An 18,897-nucleotide genomic window follows, 5' to 3' on the forward strand; every position below is an offset into this window, starting at 1 on the left:
CGGATGGGGGTGGCGCCAGTGTAGCCAGCGCGTCGGCTCAGAACAGGCGCGGCAGCAGCTGCGCCGCTGTGCCCTGCAGCAAGACGTGCGCCGCATCGTCGATTTCGCTGGTGTGCGGGTTGACGATGGCGACGAAGGCGCCGCTGCGCCGGGCCTTGGTGGCCAGGCCGGCGGCCGGCCAGACGGCGCCCGAGGTCCCCACCACCAGCATCACCTCGCTCGTGCGGGCGGCGTGCTCGGCGGCTTCCATCGCACCGGGCGGCAGCATCTCGCCGAACCACACCACGCCGGGGCGCACCTGATTGCCGCATTCGGCACAGCGCGGCGGCCGGCCGTCTTCGGCCTGAGCGACGTCGCAGACGCGGCCGCGCCCACAGCCGTCCAGCCACTGGTCGCGCAGGATGTCGCCGTGCAGGCGGATCGTGTCGCGGTTGCCGGCGCGCTGGTGCAGGTCGTCGACGTTCTGCGTCACCACTGTCAGCACGCCGGGCCGGCGCCGCGCGAACTCGCCCAGTGCCAGGTGCCCGGCGTTCGGCTGCGCCGCCCGCACCCCCTCGCGCCGTTCGGCATACCAGTCCCACACCATCGGCGGGTCGGCACGGAAGCCTTCGACGCTGGCCAGCTGGGCCGGATCGAAGCGCGACCACAGCCCCGTCAGCGCATCGCGGAATGTGGCAATGCCGCTCTCGGCCGACATGCCCGCGCCGCTGAGCACGCAGACGCGGCCGGCGCGCTCGATGCGCTCGCGCAGCGCGCGAACCGGCTCCTCCAGCTCAGCCACGGCGCTCCCGCTGGCGCAGCGCTTCGTACAGGCAGATGCCCGAGGCCACCGACACGTTCAGGCTCTCCACCGCGCCCTTCATCGGCAGGTGCACCAGCACGTCGCAGGTCTTGCCGGTGAGCTGTCGTATGCCGCTGCCTTCGGCACCGAGCACCAGCGCCACGGGGCCGGACAGGTCGATGTCGTAGAGCGACTTCTCCGCCGTGTCGGAAGTGCCGACGACGAGGATGTTGCGTTCCTTCAGTTCGTTCAGCGTGCGCGCCAGGTTGGTGACCATGAAGTAAGGCACTGTCTCGGCCGCGCCGCTGGCCACCTTGGCCACGGTGGCGTTGACGCCCACCGCGTGATCCTTCGGCGCCACCACCGCGTGCGCGCCGGCGCCATCGGCCACGCGCAGGCAGGCGCCCAGGTTGTGCGGGTCGGTGATGCCGTCGAGCACCAGGATCAGCGGGTCGCCTTCGACCGCATCCAGCGTGTCGTCCAGCGAGTGGCTCATCGCCACCGCCTCGACGCGCGCCACCACGCCCTGGTGCCGGTGCGTGCCGCAGAGCTTGTGCAGCCGGTCGTCGTCGCTGTCGACGATCTTCGCACCGGCCTCGCGGGCGCGCTCGACGAAGGCGCGCATGCGCTGGTCGCGCCGCGTGGTGTCCACATGCACTTCGATCACCGATTTCGGCGCCGTCTTCAGCCGCACGGTCACGGCATGGAAGCCGAACAGGACTTGTTTGCTCATGCGCGGATGGTAGCGCCGAGGTCATCGGGTACGATGCCCGCCGCCTTCACTGCCCGCCTGCGCCGCGCCTTCGCCATGCAAATGATCTGCCTCGACCTCGAAGGCGTGCTCGTCCCCGAGATCTGGATCGAGTTCTCCAAGCGCAGCGGCATTCCCGAGCTGGCGCGCACCACCCGCGACGAGCCGGACTACGACAAGCTGATGCGCTTTCGAATCGACCTGCTGGCGAAGCACAAGCTCAAGCTCGCCGACATCCAGGACGTGATCGCCGGCATGGGCCCGATGGCCGGCGCGAAGGACTTCCTCGACGACCTGCGCAGCCGCTACCAGGTGCTGATCCTGTCGGACACCTTCTACGAGTTCGCGCAGCCGCTGATGCGCCAGCTCGGCTGGCCCACGCTGCTGTGCCACAAGCTCGAGGTCGATGCGCAGGGCTTCGTGACGCGCCACGTCCTGCGCATGGCGGACCAGAAGCGCCATGCGGTGAACGCGCTGCGCCTGCTGAACTTCCAGGTCATCGCGGCGGGCGATTCGTACAACGACACCGGCATGCTGATGTCGGCGCACGCCGGCTTCTTCATCCACCCGCCGGAATCGATCGTCGCGCAGTTCCCGCAGTTCCCGGTGACGCGCAACTACACCGAGCTCAAGGCGGCGATCGACGGCGCCGCCGCGCGGCTGCGCGGCGGCTGAAGAACCGTCAGCGGCGGCCGCGCGGACCGCACTGGCCCTTGACGAGGCAGCGGCCGTAGTCCGGGTCGGTCTTGAGCAGGAACTGCACGCGCGCGGCCACCGCATCGTCGGCGAAGTCGCTGAACAGGCCGTCCACGCCCAGCTCGTAGAACATCAGGTACTCGGCCGCCGGGCTGCCGGCGTAGTCGGCCGTGAGGCGGCGCTGTTCGCTGCGGAAGGTGTACGGGTGAACGAGCAAGCCCTGCGCATGCGCTCGCTGCACCAGGTCGGTGGGTGGCAGCAGGTGGCGGTCGGCGTCGTTGACCTTGCCGTCGCCGTTGATGTCGCTGCAGGCGCCGGCGACGATGGTGCAGGCCGAGCTGCGGATGTAGGGCTTCCACGGGCCGATGCCGTCGGCGTAGCTCTTCACCTCGGCCAGGCCGGCGGGGGTGAGCAGGTCGCTGAACAGGCCGGAGCGGCCGCTGACCACCCAGTCGTAGGGCTTGTCGAAAGGCTTGACGAGCGAGATCGAGCCATCCGGGTTGATGTCGTCGGCATCGACCAGCTGGATCAGCGGCAGTTCGGTGCGCGTGCGCAGGTAGCGCAGGTTCGCCGTCTCGAACGACTGGATGAACACCGGTGCGCCGCGGTGGTTCCAGCCGGCGCGCGTGAGCACGCGCAGCAGCCGGTCTTCCAGCGGCAAACCGATCGACTGGTGGTAGGTCGGGTGCTTGGTTTCGGGATAGATGCCGATGCGCCGGTCCTTCTCGGCCGACTTGCGCTTCACGAACTCGATCACCTCGGCGAGCGTCGGGATCTGGAACTGCCCGTCGAAGGCCGTGCCGCGTTCGGGCAGCGGTTGCACCGCACGCAGCTGCTTGATCTCGGCGAGCGTGAAGTCGGAGGCGAAGAAGCCGGTTTCGGGCACGCCGTCGAGCATGACCGTGCGCTTGCGCGCGGCGAACTGCGGCAGGTCCTTCACGTTGGTGGTGTTGATCAGGTTGGGCTCGTGGCGCGCGATCAGGTGGCCGTCCTTGGTGGCCACGAGGTCGGGCTCCACGTAGTCGGCACCGAGCTCGATGCCCAGCGCGTAGGCCTCGAGTGTGTGCTCGGGCAGGTAGCCGCTGCCGCCGCCGCGGTGGCCGATGACCAGCGGGCCACGCTGCGCGCCGTCGTTGCGGTCGTCGTGGCCGAACGCCAGACCGGCCGAAGCCGCCAGCGCACAAGCCAGCATGCCGGCACGCAGCCGGTGGGTGATCTTCATGGTTCGTCTCCTGTGGGGTGTGGCCCGGTGAATCCCGGACTCTAGGCAGCCCCCGTGACAGCGCCTTGACAAGGCCCGTCAGCGCTTCAAGGCCACCACTGCCATCATCGCGCCGATCAGCACCGGCTGGTGAATCATGTAGAAGCTCAGGCTCCAGCGGCCCAGCCCGGCCAGCGGCTGCATCGGCCGCAGCGCTGCACCCGCCAGCCAGCCGCGCCGATGCGCGAGCAGCCACTGCCCGGCCGCCAGCCCCCACAGCATCACCCCGAGCCACGGCAGAAGGGGCGCATAGTCCTCTGTCACCGGCTTGCGCGTGATCAGCCCGACCCAGTTGGTGGCGCGCGCATCGAAGAACGGGTGCTGCACGAAATGGGGCAACAGCACAGCTGCAAGACCCAGCGGCCACAGCCAGCGACCCAGGGGCGCCGCGAGCCGCGCGAGGATCAGCATCAGCGCGATGCCGTGCAGCACGCCGAAGTAGATCCAGCTGCGCGGGAACATGATCCACGAACCGATGCTCACCAGCACAGCGCAGCCCGCGACTTGCGCCCAGCGCCGCCAGAACCGCTGCCACGACTGGCCCTGCTCGAGCGCCACCGATTGGCCGAGGCCGGCGCAGAAGAGGAACAGGCTGACGATGCAGATGCGCTGCACCGTCCACACCGGGTCGCTGTAGAAGTTGGTCCGGATGAAGCCGAAATGATTCAGGTCATAGGCGGCATGGAAGCACGCCATCCAGACGATGGCCACGCCGCGCAGGGCGTCGAGCCGATCGAAACGTTCGCCTTGGGGCACTGTGACCTGGGGAGTGTTGACTTTCCAACGATAGCGCATGCTCACCCGCACGTACCGCCGGTTATGCTCGCCGCTCCATGACCCTGACCAGGACCACCGAGGAAGAAGTCCGGCGCGAGTTGCTCGAACTCGCCTTGCACAACGCCGGCCGCAGCGTGTGGGCGCAGGCGATCGTGGTCGGCTTCATCGTCTGGCTGGGCTGGCGCGCACAGAAGGTCGACGAAGCCATCATCGCCGGCGCGATCGGCTACCTCGGCACGGCGTGGCGGTGGTGGCTGGCGCGTCGGTATGCCGACACCTCCCGGCTCGACGAACACGGCCTTCGCCACGCGAGCCAGTCGCTGCAGGGCAATGCCGCGATGGCGGGAGCGTTCTGGATGGCCGCGGTGATCGGCATCTATGCCCACCAGTCCGGCAGCGAGGCCACGGCGTTCATGGTGATGGCCTGCGGCTCCACCGCCGTCGCCGCGTACTTCATGTCCCTCGTCGGCCATTCGTTCCTGCTGCTCGCGGTGCCGCAGATCGGCGCGGTGATCGCGGTGTGCCTGCTGGTCGAGCAGGTGCGCTCGGTGCCGCTGGCCGTGCTGTCGGTGATCTATGGCCTGACGATGTACCGGGCCGCGCGCGAGTTCACGCTGGCCACCACCCGCGCGGTGCGCCATGGACTCGAAGTCGACGCTGCCAACGCTTCGCTGCAGCGGGCCAAGGCGCTGACCGAGGCCGCCAATGCCTCGCTGCAGCGCGCCAAGGAGGCGGCCGACGCCGCCAACATGGCGAAGTCGCAGTTCCTCGCCACCATGAGCCACGAAATCCGCACGCCGATGAACGGCGTGCTCGGTGCGCTCGAGTTGCTGCGCGGCTCCAAGCTCGACCCGCAGCAGCGCCGGCTCGTCAAGACGGCGGCGTCTTCGGGCGAGTCGCTGATGACGATCCTCAACGACGTGCTCGACCATTCCAAGATCGAGGCCGGCAAGCTCAACCTCGGCCGCTCGCCGCTGTCGCTCCATTCCACCGCCGCGTCGGTGATCGCGCTGTTCCGCGCCAATGCCGAGGCCAAGGGCCTGGCGCTGGTGCTCGATCTCGAGCCGATGGTGTCCAACCACGTGCTGGGCGACGCGCAGCGGCTCAAGCAGGTGCTGCTCAACCTGGTGGGCAACGCGATCAAGTTCACCGAGCGCGGCGGCGTGTCGCTGCGCCTGAGCTCCGGCCGTGTCTCGACGGACCGCGCGCAAGTGCGCTTCGAAGTGATCGACAGCGGCATCGGCGTGCCGCGCGACGCACAGAACGAATTGTTCCAGCCCTTCCACCAGGTCGACGGATCGCGCAGCCGCCGCGCAGGCGGCACCGGCCTGGGCCTGGCGATCAGCCAGAAGATCGTCGAGGCGATGGGCGGGCACATCGAGATCGAGAGCCAGCCCGGGCGCGGTTCGTCGTTCCACTTCACGCTGGGTTTCGACCTCGATCCCAACCCACCCTCCGGCGACGTCCTCGACTCGTCGATGACACCGCTGGACCCCTTGCCCTCCCGGCTGGCGGGCACCGTGCTGGTGGTCGAGGACAACCCGGTGAATCGCATCATCGCCGAGGAGATGCTCGAATCGCTGGGGCTCGATTGCATCGAGGCGCAAGACGGCGTCGAGGCCCTGGACGTGCTCTCGCGCCGCTCCGTCGACCTGGTGCTGATGGACTGCCAGATGCCGGTGATGGACGGCTACACCGCCACCCAGCACATCCGCGCCCGCGAGCTGACGCAACGCCTGCCGCGCACGCCGATCGTCGCGCTGACGGCCAATGCCTACGAGGAAGACGCGGCCCACGCACTCGAGGTGGGCATGGACGCCCACCTGGCCAAGCCTTACACGCGCGATCAACTGCGCGAGATCATCTCCACCTGGCTGTGAGCCGCAGGCTCACAGCGCGCCCCAGGCCGTCAGGCCCGTGCCGCGCTCCTCGTCCCAGCCGGTGTTGCCGCTGCGCAGCTCGCCCCAGGCCGTGTCGAGCTCGATTCGCTTGAGCTCTTCGACCGCGCCGTCGTCCGCGCCGCCGGCCTTGCGCACCTGGGCGCGCGCCAGCCGCTCCATCAAGCGCAGGTCGCGCGTGGTCAGCGTCAGGGCCGTCTCGGCCCACAGCTCCACCACCTCGAGCAGCGACTCGTAGGTGATCGGTGCAGCCACGCGCTGCGCGTTCAGTGCCGCCAGCGTGCCGCGCAGCCGCGGGTCGACGGTACGCACCACCTCGAGGATGGCCGCCTCGCCCATGCCGTCGTCGATCACCGCGTCGACCAGGCTGCGCCGCGCGAGCTGTTCGGCGGTGTAGAGCCGGCCGCTGAGGATCATGTCCTTGGCCACCGAGAAGCCGGCCTTGCGGATCGTCAGCGGCCAGGCGCCCATGCCAGGGAACAGGTTGAACAGCACTTCGGGGAAGCCGGCCTGCGCGCTGCGCTCGAAGATCACCTTGTGGAAGGGCAGCACCGACTCCAGCCCGCCGCCGAGCGTGTCGCCCTGCACCAGCACGGTGGTGTGCACACCGCGCTGCGCCGCATGCTCGAGCCACCAGACCAGGTCGACGCAGCGGCGGCCGTACATCTTCAGCGAGTCGACGTCTTGCGCGCGCACCAGCAGCACGAACAACGCGAGGTCGCCACCGAAGTTGAACACGCCGGTCACGTCGGAACTCAGCACGAGGTGGCGTACCACGCCCGGACTTTCGGCGATGTCGTCGAGCACGCGTTGCATCTCGGTCAGGCCGGCGAGGCTGTAGCACTGGATCGGCTTGACGCAGGTGCGCACGCGCAGCATGCCGAGTTCAGAAGTCCATTCGAGACGCAGGTACTTGTAGGGGCGGGAGAGCAGCCGGGGCAGGCCGGCGGGAGCGAGAACCGGAGTCGTCGTCATACCTGTTCAATGATGCGCGTGAAGTGGTGGAAGTTCAGCAGCGCAGCGTCGACGACCGCGTCGCATGCCGGTTCATCCTCGAGGGTGTTGAGGATCTTGCGCAGGTCGGCCATGTGCTCGGCATCCATCGTGGCGTGCGAGTTGATGAACGACACACCCCGCTCGCCCTCGAGCAGCAGCGACTCCTTGATCGCCGAGGCGAACGGGCCGCCGTACACCGAGGCGATCACCTCCAGCGTATAGAGCATGCCCAGCACCGAGCAGGGGTTGAGGCGATCGGCGGCCCAGTAGTTGTAGCCCACCAGCGCACGCGTGAAGGCCGAGGGCGCGTAGGCCTGCGTGGTGGCCGCCGGCACGCCCACCGCATCGAGGTCGTTGCGTACCCACTCCTCGTGGCCCGATTCCTCGTGCATGTGCTCGTAGAGGAAGTAGCGCACCTGCTTGTGGCTGTCATCCAGGCGGCTGGCCGCCGCCGCGCTCACCGGGTTGAAGTGCCACACCACGTGGTAGAGCTCGAGCAGCAACGTGCGGTAGCGCTCCAGCGGCAGGCCCTGGGCCACCGCATCCAGCAACACCGGATGTGTCTCGAAGGCACGGCGTGCCTCATCGGTGCGGACCACCAGGTCCGCAAAAAACATCGACATCGATTTTCTCCAACGACAGTTTTTGGCTGTCGCAAGGCGGCCCGTGATCGCGCGAACCGCTGCGCGACCCATCACCCTGCAACGCTTTGGCCGGATTGTGGCGGCGCTTTCGTTGCGGCACCAATGTCAAGGTTGACAGGTGCGCGAGCCGGGGCGATGGGTTGGAAGGTGTCAGTGTGTGCGGCGCTTGAAGAATCGCAAACGGCCAATCGGGGCTTGGCGTGACCATGTGAGCAAGGGCGCTGCCCAGGAGCTACAACATGGCCGAGAACCGTCGAATCCTCATCATCCAGGGGCATCCGGACGTCACCGAAGATCATCTGGGTCATGCCTTGGCGCATGCCTACGCCGGAGCGGCCACCGCGGCGGGCCACCAGGTGCGCACCGCCACGCCGGCCCAGCTGGATTTCCCCCTGCTGCGCAGCCAGAAGGAATGGGAACACGGCGCCCTGCCCCTGGCCCTGCAGAAGGCGCAGGACGACATCGCCTGGGCGCAGCACCTGCTGCTGTTCTTCCCGCTCTGGATGGGCGACATGCCGGCCTTGCTGAAAGGGTTTCTCGAGCAGGTGGCGAGGCCGGGATTCGCGTTTCGCCGCGAGGCGGGCAGCCCCTTCGGCCAGAAGGGGCTGGCGGGCCGCTCGGCACGCGTGGTCGTCACGATGGGCATGCCGGCGCTGGTGTACCGCTTCTACTTCCGGGCCCACAGCGTGAAGAGCCTCGAACGAAACATCCTCGGCTTCGTGGGCATCTCGCCCGTGCACGAGACCCTGATCGGGCAGGTCGACACGCTGGACGAAGCCGGCCGGGCCAAGTGGCTGGCGACGATGGCACGGCTCGGGCGCACGGCTGCGTAGCGCGCTATCGTGGCGCCATGAGCGCCAGCCTTTCCCCGACGATCGGATCGCTGCTGCGCGAGTGGCGCCAGCGGCGCCGCCTCAGCCAGCTCGAACTGGCCCTCGACGCCGAGGTGTCCACACGCCATCTCAGCTGCGTCGAAACCGGGCGTGCGCAGCCCAGCCGCGAGATGGTGATGCGCCTGGCCGCACGCCTGGAGGTGCCCCTGCGCGAGCGCAACCGGCTGCTCACCGCCGCGGGCTTCGCGCCGATGTACGGCGAGCGGCGCCTGGACGACCCGGCCCTGAACGCCGCGCGAGAGGCGGTCGACCTGGTGCTGCGCGGCCACGAGCCCTACCCGGCGCTGGCGGTCGACCGGCACTGGAACCTCGTGTCGTACAACCGCGCCGTGCCGCCGCTGCTGGCCGGCGTGAGCGCCGAACTGCTGGTGCCGCCGGTCAACGTGATGCACCTCAGCCTGCACCCCGAGGGCCTGGCGCCGCGCATCCTGAACCTCGCGCAGTGGCGCGAGCATGCCTTCGCACGGCTGCGCCAGCAGATCGCCGCCTGCGCCGATCCACAGCTCGAGGCCTTGCTCGAGTCCTTGCAGCGGTATCCGGCGCCGACCCGGGTTTCGGCGCTGGCCGACGCGGCGATGGTCGTACCCCTGCAGATCGAGAGCCCGGCCGGCGTGCTCTCGCTGATCGGCACCACCACCGTGTTCGGCACGCCGGTCGATGTGACCTTGTCGGAGCTGGCGCTGGAGACCTTCTTCCCCGCCGACGAAGCCACCGCGACCGCCCTGCGCAGCCTGTACGCGCAGCACGCCACGGCCTGAGCCACGTCAAGCGGCCACCGCGGCCCGGTGTCACCATCGGCGCACGGCGGGCACGGACCGACCGGACCGAGGGAGTGAATGGACAAGCGGCAGGGTTGGCACGTCGGCTACTGGATCATCGCGCTGTCGCTGCTGATGCTCGCGCAGAGCTACTGGCAGGGCGCGTCGGTGATCGAGGTGGTGCCCTACAGCGTGTTCGAGCAGGCGCTCGCCGAGGGCCGCATCGCCGAAGTGACGGTGACCGACCGCAGCCTCAGCGGCCGGCTCAAGTCGCCCGAGGCCGGCAAGTCGCTGATGGTGGCCACGCGGGTGGAGCCCGACCTCGCCGCGCGGCTCGAGAAATACGGCGTGCCCTACACGCGGGTCGTCGAGAGCCCGCTGCTGCGCGACCTGCTGTCGTGGATCGTGCCGGCGCTGGTCTTCTTCGCGCTGTGGTACTTCGTCATCCGCCGCCTGGCCGACAAGCAAGGCATGGGCGGCTTCATGGCCATCGGCAAGAGCCGCGCGAAGGTCTATGTGGAGACCGACACCGGCGTGGACTTCGCTGACGTGGCCGGCGTCGACGAGGCCAAGGACGAACTCAAGGAGGTGGTCGACTTCCTGAAGCACCCGAAGGAGTACGGTCGCCTGGGCGCACACATCCCCAAGGGCGTGCTGCTGGTCGGCCCGCCGGGCACCGGCAAGACGCTGCTGGCCAAGGCCGTGGCCGGCGAGGCCGGCGTGCCCTTCTTCTCGATTTCCGGCAGCGAGTTCGTCGAGATGTTCGTCGGCGTCGGCGCAGCGCGCGTGCGCGACCTGTTCGAGCAGGCGCGGCTGCAGGCGCCGGCGATCATCTTCATCGACGAACTCGACGCGCTCGGCCGCGCGCGCGGCGCCTTCCCTGGCCTCGGCGGGCACGACGAGAAAGAGCAGACGCTGAACCAGCTGCTCGTCGAGATGGACGGCTTCGACACCTCGTCGGGGCTGATCATCCTGGCCGCCACCAACCGGCCGGAGATCCTCGACACCGCGCTGCTGCGCGCCGGCCGCTTCGACCGCCAGGTGCTGGTCGACCGGCCCGACAAGAAGGGCCGCGCCGACATCCTGCAAGTGCACGTGCGCAAGGTGAAGCTCGCCCTTGGCGTGAAGCTCGACGAGGTGGCCGGCATCACCGCCGGCTTCAGCGGCGCCGACCTCGCCAACCTGGTCAACGAGGCGGCCCTCGCGGCCACGCGGCGCCATGCCGACGAGGTGACGCTCGCAGATTTCACCACGGCGGTGGAGCGCATCGTCGCCGGCCTGGAGCGGCGAAGCCGCGTGCTCAATGCGAGCGAGCGGCGCGCCGTCGCCTTCCACGAGATGGGCCATGCGCTGGTGGCGCTGTCGCAGCCGGGCAGCGACCCGGTGCACAAGGTGTCGATCATCCCGCGCGGCATCGGCGCGCTCGGCTACACGATCCAGCGGCCCACCGAAGACCGCTACCTGATGACGCGCGCCGAGCTGGAACGCAAGATCGCCGTGCTGCTGGGCGGCCGCGCGGCCGAGATGCTGGTGCTCGGAGAGCTCTCCACCGGCGCCGCCGACGACATCGCCAAGGCCACCGACATCGCCCGCGAGATGGTCACGCGCTACGGCATGGACGCCGGGCTGGGCCACGTGGCCTACGACGCACCACGCAGCCCCGCGCCGGAGTTCCCCCTGGGCTGGAACGGCAATGCGCGCACGCTGTCAGAAGACACGTTGCGCCGCGTCGATGCCGCGGTGGCCGCGCTCGTGGCGGCGGGGTTCGAGAGCGCGACCCGCCTGCTGACGATGCACCGTGCCGTGCTCGAGCGCGGCGCGCAGGCGCTGCTGGAGCGCGAGACACTCGACGAATCCGCACTCAAGGCGTTGACCGCCGGCCTGCGCGAGACCGATCAGCGGCCGACGATGGCGTAGTCCTGCGTGTGCTCGCTGAGCCAGCGCTGCGACAGCGCGGCGTCCTGCTGGCGCGGGTGGAAGTCGGGCTTGAAGTAGGCCTTCCACGGCCGGTAGATCTCGCGCAGCAGCCCTTCGGGCGCGAACAGCAGCTGCCAGCCGCTGCGCCAGGTGCGTGCCTTGAACAGCTCGCCGTCGTGCCACAGGTTGCGCAGCGTCTGGCGGAACACGTCGAGCAGGAAATGCGCGGTGACGATGCGCATGAAGCGGCCGCGCCACAGCTCGCTGCCGCCGAGCGTGCAATACAGGTCGAAAGCGGTGCTGCGGTGCTCGGATTCCTCGGAGGCGTGCCACATCCACAGCGTCTGCAGCCGCGGCTCGGCGCCAGCCAGGCAGTCGGGGTGGCGCAGCGTCCACTCGGCGAAGATCGCCGTGATGTGCTCGGTGGCCGCAGTGGCCGCCACCCAGGCGCGAGGGTCCACGCCTTCCAGGCGCTTGAGCCGCCGTGCGGCCCGCTCGGCCCAGCGGTTCTGGTGGCCCTGCTTCTCGAGATGCGCGTTGAAGAGCGCGTGCAGCCGGCGGTGCGTCGCCTCCTGGCCGATGAAGCCCTGCACCTCGGCGGCCATCGCTTCGCGCTGCGCCTCGGGCAGCGACTTCATGCCCAGCTTCACCGCGTCGATGAAGAACTGCTCGCCGACCGGGAAACTCATCGACAGCGCGTTGAACCAGGCCGTGCGGAAGGCGTCGCCGCCGTTCCAGTGGCGCGCGATCGGCGCGTCGAGGTCAATCAGCAGGCGGCGGATGGTCAGGTCGGTCATGGTTCGGGTCGGGTCAACGCGGCAGGCGCTTCTTCAGTTCGTCCTTCAGGCGCGCATGCTCTTCGGGGCGCAGCACCTTGAGCAGGTCGAGATCGGCAAGCAGGCGGTTGATGCGCGCGGTGGCGTTGCCGGCCTTGATCTCCGCAATCTCGGCGTTCATGGTGCGGAAGTCGTCGAAACGTTCGTCGGTGCTCTTCGGGTCGCGCGCGTCGACCAGGATCGCCAGCGCCTCGCTGATGCGGCCGAGCTGGCGGCCGTAGCTGTGCTTGCCGACCACCTCGGCCTCGGTCTGCGGCGCGCTGCTGTTGAAGGCGTTCACGTTCAGCGTCCAGCCGGGCAGGATGGGTTGCACCAAGGTGTTCGGCGCCAGCTGCATGGCAGCACTCCACTGCTTGAGCCAGCTGGTCGGGTCCCAGGTGGGGGTGGTGGTCTCGGCCATGGTCGATTCCCTTCTCAGATATCGAGGGTGAAGATCTCGGCCTCACGGCGCTCGGTGGCATTGTGGCCGGCCAAGGCCTGGTCCCACAGTGACGTATCGGCGCCGCCGGCAGCCACGAGGCCCTGGGTCATGACCGCGACCTCCTCCGACGAGGCGTCGAACTCGCCCAGCGGCCGTCGCTCTGCGTCGAAAAGGCGCGCCGTCATCGCGCCCGAGGCGTCGATGAGAATCAAGTAGCGGGCCGGGGTGCTGTGCATGGCGGATGCCTCGTCGTCAGGCCGGCAGACTAGCACTGCCCGTGCCGGGACGGATTGACTGAAAGCACTCGGCCTGTGTGCGTTTGCCGCGGTAGCTGGATTCCAGCTCGCTCCGCGTGCGGCCGCGGTCGGCCCAGAAGAACGCATCGCCCGCGGCCAACGCGTCGAAATGATCCTTCAGCGCGGCCAGGAGCCAGTCGGCGCGGCGCAGCGTCATCGGCGTGCACGACTGGCCATGCAGATCGTCCTCGAGGTCGAGCACGTGCGAGCGCCAGTTCTCGGCCAGGTACAGCGCCGCGGCGTCGCCGTTCAGGGCTTCGCGCCAGCGCCACGTGATGTCGTCCAAACGCAGCAGCGTCGCCGGCAGCGCCCTGCGCGCGGCCAGGGCGGCGCGCAGCCGTTCGTAGGCTGGCAGCGCCACCGACTTCTCGAGACAAAAGCCGCGGCGGCAGGGCCCTCGCTCTGCTCCTTCGCGAGCAGCCACGCGCAGAAGTTGCGCGACTCGAAACGCTCGACCGGGTGGAACATCGGCTCGCTCGTGCCATCGCCGGCGCTGTTGAACTGCGCCAGCGGGTCGAAGCGGTACATGTAGCCGAAGTCGAACAGCATCACACGACGACCGTCGTCGAGGATGTTGCCGGGGCACAGATCCCACTCGAACAGGCCGGCGAGGTAGAGCTCGACGAGCTGCTCGAACAGCTGCCCGAGCGAACGTTCGTCCCAGACCGTCGCGATCGTGCCCTCGATCCAGGGTGACAGCAGGATGCCGCGCCGCAGCGAGGCGTACTGCGTGTCGACGATGGCGGCGAAGCGTTGCGCCCCGCCCTGTTCCGCCTTCAGCCGGGAGAGATCGGCGCGACGCTGGATCTCGTTGAGGAAGGAGGTCTGCCCGTCGACGTTGTGAACGCCGGCCTGCGCACGGGCCTGCTTCAGCGTCCAGTCGCGACCTGCGGCGTGGATGCGGAAGACGCGCGCCGTGAGCCCGCCCTCGAAGGCTTCGCGCACCCAGGGCTCGTCGCCGCGCATGGCTCCGAGCTGCTCGACCGGCAGCGGGCAGTCGCTGGGCGAACCGACTTCCAGTTCTGCGCCGGCGGCCAGGAAGGCGAGCTGCTCCTGCTGGCGCCGCGCTTCCAGATCAGCCCACCCAGCGCCGCGCGTTGCGGAACATGCGCATCCAGGGGCTGTCCGCGCTCTTGTCGCCCGCGGTCCAGCTCATCTGCACGTTGCGGAAGACGCGCTCCGGGTGCGGCATCAGCACGGTGAAGCGGCCGTCGGGCGTGGTCACCGAGGTCAGGCCGCCCGGGCTGCCGTTCGGGTTGGCCGGATAGTCCTCCGTGGCCGCGCCGGTGTGGTCGACGAAGCGCATCGCGCGCTGTACCGCCTTCGGATCGCCGCGCTGGGAGAAATCGGCGAAGCCTTCGCCGTGCGCCACCGCGATCGGGATGCGGCTGCCTTCCATACCGGGGAAGAAGATCGACGGGCTCGGCAGCACCTCGACCAGCGACAGCCGCGCCTCGAACTGCTCGCTGCGATTGCGCGTGAACTTCGGCCAGGCCTGCGCGCCGGGGATGATGGGTGCGAGCGCGGCCATCATCTGGCAGCCGTTGCACACGCCCAGCGCGAAGGTGTCGCTGCGGTTGAAGAAGGCGGCGAACTGCTCGGCCAGCACCGGGTTGAACATCACCGAGCGGGCCCAGCCCTCGCCGGCGCCCAGCGTGTCGCCGTAGCTGAAGCCACCGCAGGCGACGAAGCCCTGGAACATGTCCAGCCGCGCCCGGCCGGACTGCAGGTCGCTCATGTGCACGTCGAAAGTCTCGAAGCCGGCCTTCGCCATCGCGTAGCTCATCTCGACATGCGAGTTGACGCCCTGCTCGCGCAGGATGGCGAGCTTCGGCTTCGTCTTGGTGATGAACGGGGCGGCGACGTCTTCGGCCGGGTCGAACGTCAGGTGCAGGTGCAGGCCGGGGTCGTCGGTACGGCCGGCCTCGGTGTGTTCGGCTTCGGCGCAGGCCGGGTTGTCGCGCAACGCGGCGATGCGCCCGCTGACTTCGTCCCAGGCCTGGTGCAGCTCGCGCAGCGACGCGCCGAACACCAGCTTGGTGTCTCGCCAGACCTCGACCACGCCGCGATCGTGGGTCTTGCCGACGAAGTGGCTGTGCTTGCTCAGACCGTGCGCACGCAGCGTCTGCATCACCTCGTTGCGCACGGCGGTGGGTACTTGCAGCACGACGCCGAGCTCCTCGTTGAACAGCGCCTTGAGCGTCAGCTCGTGGCGGCGCACGCTGACCTGCGTGGCCCAGTTCTTCGAGTCTCCGTATTCGGCGCGGCTGTCGGCGATGCCGTCGCCTTCGGTGACGAGCAGGTCGACGTTCAGGCTCACGCCGACGTGGCCCGCGAAGGCCATTTCGCACACCGTGGCCCACAGGCCGCCGTCGCTGCGGTCGTGGTACGCGAGCAGGCGGCCCTCACCGCGCAGCTGGTTCACCGCGGCGACGAGCGCCTTGAGCTGCGCCGGGTCGTCGAGGTCGGGCACCTCGTTGCCGAACTGGTTCAGCACCTGGGCGAGCATCGAGCCGCCCAGGCGATTGCGTCCCTGACCAAGGTCGACCAGCACCAGCGTGGTATCGCCCGGCTGCAATTGCGGCGTGAGCGTCGGCCGCACGTCGGCGATGGACGCGAAGGCGGTGACGATCAGGCTCACCGGCGCGGTGACCTGCTTCGCCGCGCCCGCGTCGCTCCAGCGGGTGCGCATCGACAGCGAATCCTTGCCCACCGGCACGCTGATGCCCAAGGCCGGGCACAGTTCCATGCCCACCGCCTTGACGGTCTCGTACAGCGCCGCGTCTTCGCCGGACTCGCCGCAGGCGGCCATCCAGTTGCAGCTGAGCTTGACGCGCTCCAGTTCGAAAGGAGCCGCGAGCAGGTTGGTGATGGCCTCGCTCACCGCCATGCGGCCGGAAGCCGGCGCGTCCAGCGCGGCCAGTGGCGTGCGCTCGCCCATGCTCATTGCCTCGCCCGCGAAACCGGCGTAGTCGGCCAGCGTGACCGCGCAGTCGGCGACCGGTACCTGCCAGGGGCCGATCATCTGGTCGCGGTGGTTCAGGCCGCCGACAGTGCGGTCGCCGATGGTGATGAGGAAGCGCTTGCTGGCCACCGTCGGGTGGCGCAGCACATCGAAGGCCACCTGGTCGAGCGCCACGTCGTCGAGCTGCAGCGCAGGCAGCGTGCGCGGGACGCGCTTCACATCGCGGTGCATGCGAGGCGGCTTGCCGAGCAGCACTTCCATGGGCATGTCGATCGGCTTGTCGTCATTGCCCGGCTCCTCGAGCACCAGCTGCTTGGCGTCGGTGGCCGTGCCGACGATCGCGAACGGGCAGCGCTCGCGATCGCACATCGCCTGGAACAGCGGCAGCGCGTCGGCGCGCACCGCCATCACGTAGCGCTCCTGGCTCTCGTTGCACCAGATCTCCTTGGGTGCCAGGCCGGTCTCTTCCAGTGGCACCTTGGACAGGTCGAAGCGCGCGCCCTTGCCCGCGCCATCGACCAGCTCGGGGAAGGCATTGCTGATGCCGCCCGCGCCGACGTCGTGGATGGCCAGGATCGGGTTGCTCTCACCCAGCGCCCAGCAGTGATTGATGACCTCCTGCGCGCGGCGCTGGATCTCCGGGTTGCCACGCTGCACCGAGTCGAAGTCGAGTGCGGCGGCATTGGCACCGGCGGCCATCGAACTCGCCGCGCCGCCGCCCATGCCGATGCGCATGCCCGGGCCGCCGAGCTGCACGAGCAGCGTGCCGGCAGGGAAGGCGATCTTGCTCGTCTGCGTGGACGAGATCGTGCCCAGGCCGCCGGCGATCATGATCGGCTTGTGGTAGCCGCGGCGCATCGCCTCGACACCCGCGCCCACCGTCTGCTCGTAGACGCGGAAGTAGCCCAGCAGGTTGGGCCGGCCGAACTCGTTGTTGAAGGCTGCGCCGCCCAGCGGCCCGTCGATCATGATCTGCAGCGCGCTGGCGATGTGCGCGGGCTTGCCGTAGGGCTGCCGCTCCCAGGGCTCGCTGGTGCCGGGCAGATGCAGGTTGGACACCGTGAAGCCGGTCAGGCCGGCCTTGGGTTTCGAACCCCGGCCGGTCGCACCTTCGTCGCGGATCTCGCCACCGGCACCGGTGGAGGCACCGGGGAAGGGCGAGATGGCGGTCGGATGGTTGTGCGTCTCCACCTTCATCAGCACATGCGCCGTCTCGCGCCGCGCTGCGTACACCGGCGCGTTGGTGTAGCCCTGCGGCATCCAGCGCTCGATCTCGTGGCCCTGCATCACGCTGGCGTTGTCGCTGTAGGCGATCACCGTGTACTGCGGCGCCAGCTGGTGCGTGTGGCGGATCATGCCGAACATCGACTTGTCCTGCGCCACGCCGTCGATGGTGAACTGCGCGTTGAAGATCTTGTGCCGGCAGTGCTCGCTGTTGGCCTGCGCGAACATCATCAGCTCGACGTCGGTCGGGTTGCGCTTCAGGCCGGTGAAGGCCGCGACCAGGTAGTCGATCTCGTCGCCGGACAGCGCCAGGCCGAAGTCCTTGTTGGCCGCCTCCAGCGCGCTCTTGCCGCGACCGAGCACGTCGACATGTTCCATCGGCTTGCCGGGCTGTTCGTCGAACAGGTGGGCGGTGTCGGCGCGGGCGAGCAGCACGCTCTCGGTCATGCGGTCGTGCAGCAGCGCGGCGCAGGCCTGCAGTTCGTCGGCCGTCAGCGCCTTGGCGCCACCGAGCAGGCCGCCCTTGAGGGTGAGTCGGAACTCGGTGACACGCTCGACGCGGCGCACGGCCATGCCGCAGTTGTGCGCGATGTCGGTGGCCTTGGAGGCCCAGGGGGACACCGTGCCCAGGCGCGGCGCCACGACGAGCAGCGCGCCGTCGGCCGCTCCGGCGTACGGGTCGCCGTAGCGCAGCAGCGCCTCGAGCTTGTCGCGCTCGCCGCCGGCCAGCGCGTGGTCGCTCCACACCCAGTGCACGTGGCGGGCATGCACGGCGCTGATGCGCGGTTGCACGGCCTGCAGGCGCGGCAGCAGCGCCTGTGCGCGGAAGGCGGACAGCGCATTGCCGCCCTCGAAGTGGGTCAGGTGCTTGGGGCTGGTGCTCACGCGTCGGTCTCGGGAGGGGAAGGCCGGCCTCGGGGCAGGGGCGCCCCGGTGGAAACCCGAGATTTTACGTGGCCGATGAGATAATCCCGCCCCATGACGATCACGATCAAGACCGCAGCCGATGTCGAGGGCATGCGGGTCGCGGGGCGCCTCGCCTCCGAAGTGCTGGACATGCTCACGCCGCACGTGAAGCCCGGCGTCTCCACCGAAGCGCTGGACAAGCTCGCCCACGACCACATCGTTGCAGGTGCAGGTGCCGTGCCGGCGCCGCTGAACTACGCTCCGCCGGGCTACACGCCCTACCCCAAGTCGATCTGCACCTCGATCAACCACCAGGTCTGCCACGGCATCCCGAACGATCGGCCGCTGAAGAACGGCGACATCGTCAACATCGACGTCACCGTCATCAAGGACGGCTGGCACGGCGACACCAGCCGCATGTTCGTGGTCGGCGAAGGCTCGATCGCCGCCAGGCGCCTGTGCCAGATGACCTATGACGCCATGTGGAAGGGCATCGCCAAGGTGCGCCCCGGTGCGCGCCTGGGCGACATCGGCCACACCATCCAGACCTTCGCCGAGGCCAACGGCTTCTCCATCGTGCGCGAGTTCTGCGGCCACGGCATCGGCCGCAAGTTCCACGAGGAGCCGCAGGTGCTGCACTACGGCCGCCCCGGCACGCTGGAAGAGCTGGTGCCCGGCATGATCTTCACGATCGAGCCGATGATCAACGCCGGCAAGCGCGACATCCGCGAGATGGGCGACGGCTGGACCATCGTCACGAAAGACCGCTCGCTGTCGGCACAGTGGGAGCACACCGTGCTCGTCACCGACACCGGCTTCGAGGTGCTGACGCTGTCGGCCGGCAGCCCGCCGACGCCGGATTTCGTCACCGCCTGAG

Annotated in this window: 18 protein-coding genes; 6 read left to right on the top strand and 12 right to left on the bottom strand. The window is 69.1% G+C overall.

Going from position 1 to position 18,897, the window contains the following annotated elements; genetic code table 11:
* Nucleotides 1-37: 37 nt before the first annotated feature.
* Complete coding sequence (locus HZ992_RS11560; RefSeq protein ID WP_209386776.1) at nucleotides 38-781, bottom strand: SIR2 family NAD-dependent protein deacylase; 744 nt, start codon at nucleotides 779-781, stop codon at nucleotides 38-40.
* Nucleotides 774-1,514 (bottom strand): 23S rRNA (guanosine(2251)-2'-O)-methyltransferase RlmB, encoded by a 741-nt coding sequence (rlmB, locus tag HZ992_RS11565; protein ID WP_209386777.1) that lies wholly within the window; start codon nucleotides 1,512-1,514, stop codon nucleotides 774-776. Before rlmB ends, HZ992_RS11560 begins: the two co-directional genes overlap by 8 nt.
* Nucleotides 1,515-1,589: 75 nt before the next feature.
* Between rlmB and thrH the strand changes: the two genes are divergently transcribed.
* Entirely contained in the window at nucleotides 1,590-2,207 is a 618-nt protein-coding gene (gene thrH / locus HZ992_RS11570; RefSeq protein WP_209386778.1) for a bifunctional phosphoserine phosphatase/homoserine phosphotransferase ThrH, read from the top strand.
* A 7-nt stretch (nucleotides 2,208-2,214) separates the two neighbouring features.
* Here thrH and HZ992_RS11575 read toward each other — a convergent pair whose 3' ends face one another.
* Nucleotides 2,215-3,450, bottom strand: a complete 1,236-nt coding sequence (locus HZ992_RS11575) for a glycerophosphodiester phosphodiesterase (protein WP_245213439.1) — start codon at nucleotides 3,448-3,450, stop codon at nucleotides 2,215-2,217.
* Between the two features lie 78 nt (nucleotides 3,451-3,528).
* Entirely contained in the window at nucleotides 3,529-4,284 is a 756-nt protein-coding gene (locus HZ992_RS11580; protein WP_209386779.1) for an acetyltransferase domain-containing protein, read from the bottom strand.
* Nucleotides 4,285-4,322: 38 nt separating this feature from the next.
* On the opposite strand from HZ992_RS11580, the gene HZ992_RS11585 reads away from it, so the two are divergent.
* Nucleotides 4,323-6,146, top strand: a complete 1,824-nt coding sequence (locus HZ992_RS11585) for an ATP-binding protein (protein ID WP_209386780.1) — start codon at nucleotides 4,323-4,325, stop codon at nucleotides 6,144-6,146.
* 9 nt (nucleotides 6,147-6,155) lie between these two features.
* Here HZ992_RS11585 and HZ992_RS11590 read toward each other — a convergent pair whose 3' ends face one another.
* Complete coding sequence (locus tag HZ992_RS11590) at nucleotides 6,156-7,139, bottom strand: crotonase/enoyl-CoA hydratase family protein (protein ID WP_209386781.1); 984 nt, start codon at nucleotides 7,137-7,139, stop codon at nucleotides 6,156-6,158.
* Nucleotides 7,136-7,783, bottom strand: a complete 648-nt coding sequence (locus HZ992_RS11595; RefSeq protein WP_209386782.1) for an iron-containing redox enzyme family protein — start codon at nucleotides 7,781-7,783, stop codon at nucleotides 7,136-7,138. The genes HZ992_RS11590 and HZ992_RS11595 overlap by 4 nt, the downstream gene beginning before the upstream one ends.
* Before the next feature lie 260 nt (nucleotides 7,784-8,043).
* Here HZ992_RS11595 and HZ992_RS11600 point away from each other — a divergent pair, with 260 nt between their 5' ends.
* The 3 genes from HZ992_RS11600 (at nucleotide 8,044) to ftsH (ending at nucleotide 11,372) form a co-directional block, all read left to right on the top strand.
* Nucleotides 8,044-8,637 carry an NAD(P)H-dependent oxidoreductase gene (locus tag HZ992_RS11600; RefSeq protein WP_209386783.1) on the top strand — a complete coding sequence of 198 codons (594 nt, stop codon included), beginning with the start codon at nucleotides 8,044-8,046 and terminating at the stop codon, nucleotides 8,635-8,637.
* 17 nt (nucleotides 8,638-8,654) lie between these two features.
* A complete protein-coding gene (locus HZ992_RS11605) occupies nucleotides 8,655-9,455 on the top strand; it encodes a helix-turn-helix domain-containing protein (RefSeq protein ID WP_209386784.1) in 801 nt (266 codons plus the stop codon).
* 78 nt (nucleotides 9,456-9,533) lie between these two features.
* Nucleotides 9,534-11,372 carry an ATP-dependent zinc metalloprotease FtsH gene (gene ftsH, locus HZ992_RS11610; RefSeq protein ID WP_209386785.1) on the top strand — a complete coding sequence of 613 codons (1,839 nt, stop codon included), beginning with the start codon at nucleotides 9,534-9,536 and terminating at the stop codon, nucleotides 11,370-11,372.
* On the opposite strand, the gene HZ992_RS11615 is transcribed toward ftsH, so the two are convergent.
* From HZ992_RS11615 to purL, 6 genes are all read right to left on the bottom strand, one after another.
* The gene (locus tag HZ992_RS11615; protein ID WP_209386786.1) at nucleotides 11,351-12,169 is read right to left on the bottom strand and encodes a metal-dependent hydrolase; all 819 of its coding nucleotides are present in this window, start codon (nucleotides 12,167-12,169) and stop codon (nucleotides 11,351-11,353) included. The two genes, ftsH and HZ992_RS11615, sit on opposite strands and share 22 nt — an antisense overlap.
* 13 nt (nucleotides 12,170-12,182) lie before the next feature.
* Nucleotides 12,183-12,608, bottom strand: coding sequence for a hypothetical protein (locus HZ992_RS11620; RefSeq protein ID WP_209386787.1), 426 nt, complete (start codon nucleotides 12,606-12,608; stop codon nucleotides 12,183-12,185).
* A 14-nt stretch (nucleotides 12,609-12,622) separates the two neighbouring features.
* Nucleotides 12,623-12,865 carry a hypothetical protein gene (locus HZ992_RS11625; RefSeq protein WP_209386788.1) on the bottom strand — a complete coding sequence of 81 codons (243 nt, stop codon included), beginning with the start codon at nucleotides 12,863-12,865 and terminating at the stop codon, nucleotides 12,623-12,625.
* A gap of 16 nt (nucleotides 12,866-12,881) precedes the next feature.
* On the bottom strand, nucleotides 12,882-13,211 hold the full coding sequence (locus HZ992_RS11630; RefSeq protein ID WP_209386789.1) for a hypothetical protein: 330 nt from the start codon (nucleotides 13,209-13,211) through the stop codon (nucleotides 12,882-12,884).
* A complete protein-coding gene (locus HZ992_RS11635; RefSeq protein ID WP_209386790.1) occupies nucleotides 13,175-13,891 on the bottom strand; it encodes a protein kinase family protein in 717 nt (238 codons plus the stop codon). Before HZ992_RS11635 ends, HZ992_RS11630 begins: the two co-directional genes overlap by 37 nt.
* Nucleotides 13,892-14,000: 109 nt before the next feature.
* Nucleotides 14,001-17,999 carry a phosphoribosylformylglycinamidine synthase gene (gene purL, locus HZ992_RS11640; protein WP_209386791.1) on the bottom strand — a complete coding sequence of 1,333 codons (3,999 nt, stop codon included), beginning with the start codon at nucleotides 17,997-17,999 and terminating at the stop codon, nucleotides 14,001-14,003.
* Between the two features lie 93 nt (nucleotides 18,000-18,092).
* Here purL and map point away from each other — a divergent pair, with 93 nt between their 5' ends.
* Nucleotides 18,093-18,896: a type I methionyl aminopeptidase gene (map, locus tag HZ992_RS11645; protein WP_209386792.1), complete on the top strand. Its 804-nt coding sequence runs from the start codon at nucleotides 18,093-18,095 to the stop codon at nucleotides 18,894-18,896.
* Nucleotide 18,897: the final 1 nt, after the last annotated feature.

It is taken from the genome of Rhizobacter sp. AJA081-3, from assembly GCF_017795745.1.
In the GTDB taxonomy this organism is placed as follows: domain Bacteria; phylum Pseudomonadota; class Gammaproteobacteria; order Burkholderiales; family Burkholderiaceae_C; genus Piscinibacter.

Coding starts and splice junctions, on each gene's coding strand:
- HZ992_RS11580 (WP_209386779.1), bottom strand. CDS start 4,284: ATGCGCTATCGTTGGAAAGTCAACACTCCCCAGGTCACAGTGCCCCAA.
- HZ992_RS11585 (WP_209386780.1), top strand. CDS start 4,323: ATGACCCTGACCAGGACCACCGAGGAAGAAGTCCGGCGCGAGTTGCTC.
- HZ992_RS11575 (WP_245213439.1), bottom strand. CDS start 3,450: ATGAAGATCACCCACCGGCTGCGTGCCGGCATGCTGGCTTGTGCGCTG.
- HZ992_RS11625 (WP_209386788.1), bottom strand. CDS start 12,865: ATGCACAGCACCCCGGCCCGCTACTTGATTCTCATCGACGCCTCGGGC.
- HZ992_RS11615 (WP_209386786.1), bottom strand. CDS start 12,169: ATGACCGACCTGACCATCCGCCGCCTGCTGATTGACCTCGACGCGCCG.
- HZ992_RS11620 (WP_209386787.1), bottom strand. CDS start 12,608: ATGGCCGAGACCACCACCCCCACCTGGGACCCGACCAGCTGGCTCAAG.
- thrH (WP_209386778.1), top strand. CDS start 1,590: ATGCAAATGATCTGCCTCGACCTCGAAGGCGTGCTCGTCCCCGAGATC.
- HZ992_RS11605 (WP_209386784.1), top strand. CDS start 8,655: ATGAGCGCCAGCCTTTCCCCGACGATCGGATCGCTGCTGCGCGAGTGG.
- HZ992_RS11595 (WP_209386782.1), bottom strand. CDS start 7,783: ATGTCGATGTTTTTTGCGGACCTGGTGGTCCGCACCGATGAGGCACGC.
- rlmB (WP_209386777.1), bottom strand. CDS start 1,514: ATGAGCAAACAAGTCCTGTTCGGCTTCCATGCCGTGACCGTGCGGCTG.
- ftsH (WP_209386785.1), top strand. CDS start 9,534: ATGGACAAGCGGCAGGGTTGGCACGTCGGCTACTGGATCATCGCGCTG.
- HZ992_RS11600 (WP_209386783.1), top strand. CDS start 8,044: ATGGCCGAGAACCGTCGAATCCTCATCATCCAGGGGCATCCGGACGTC.
- map (WP_209386792.1), top strand. CDS start 18,093: ATGACGATCACGATCAAGACCGCAGCCGATGTCGAGGGCATGCGGGTC.
- HZ992_RS11635 (WP_209386790.1), bottom strand. CDS start 13,891: ATGCGCGGCGACGAGCCCTGGGTGCGCGAAGCCTTCGAGGGCGGGCTC.
- HZ992_RS11590 (WP_209386781.1), bottom strand. CDS start 7,139: ATGACGACGACTCCGGTTCTCGCTCCCGCCGGCCTGCCCCGGCTGCTC.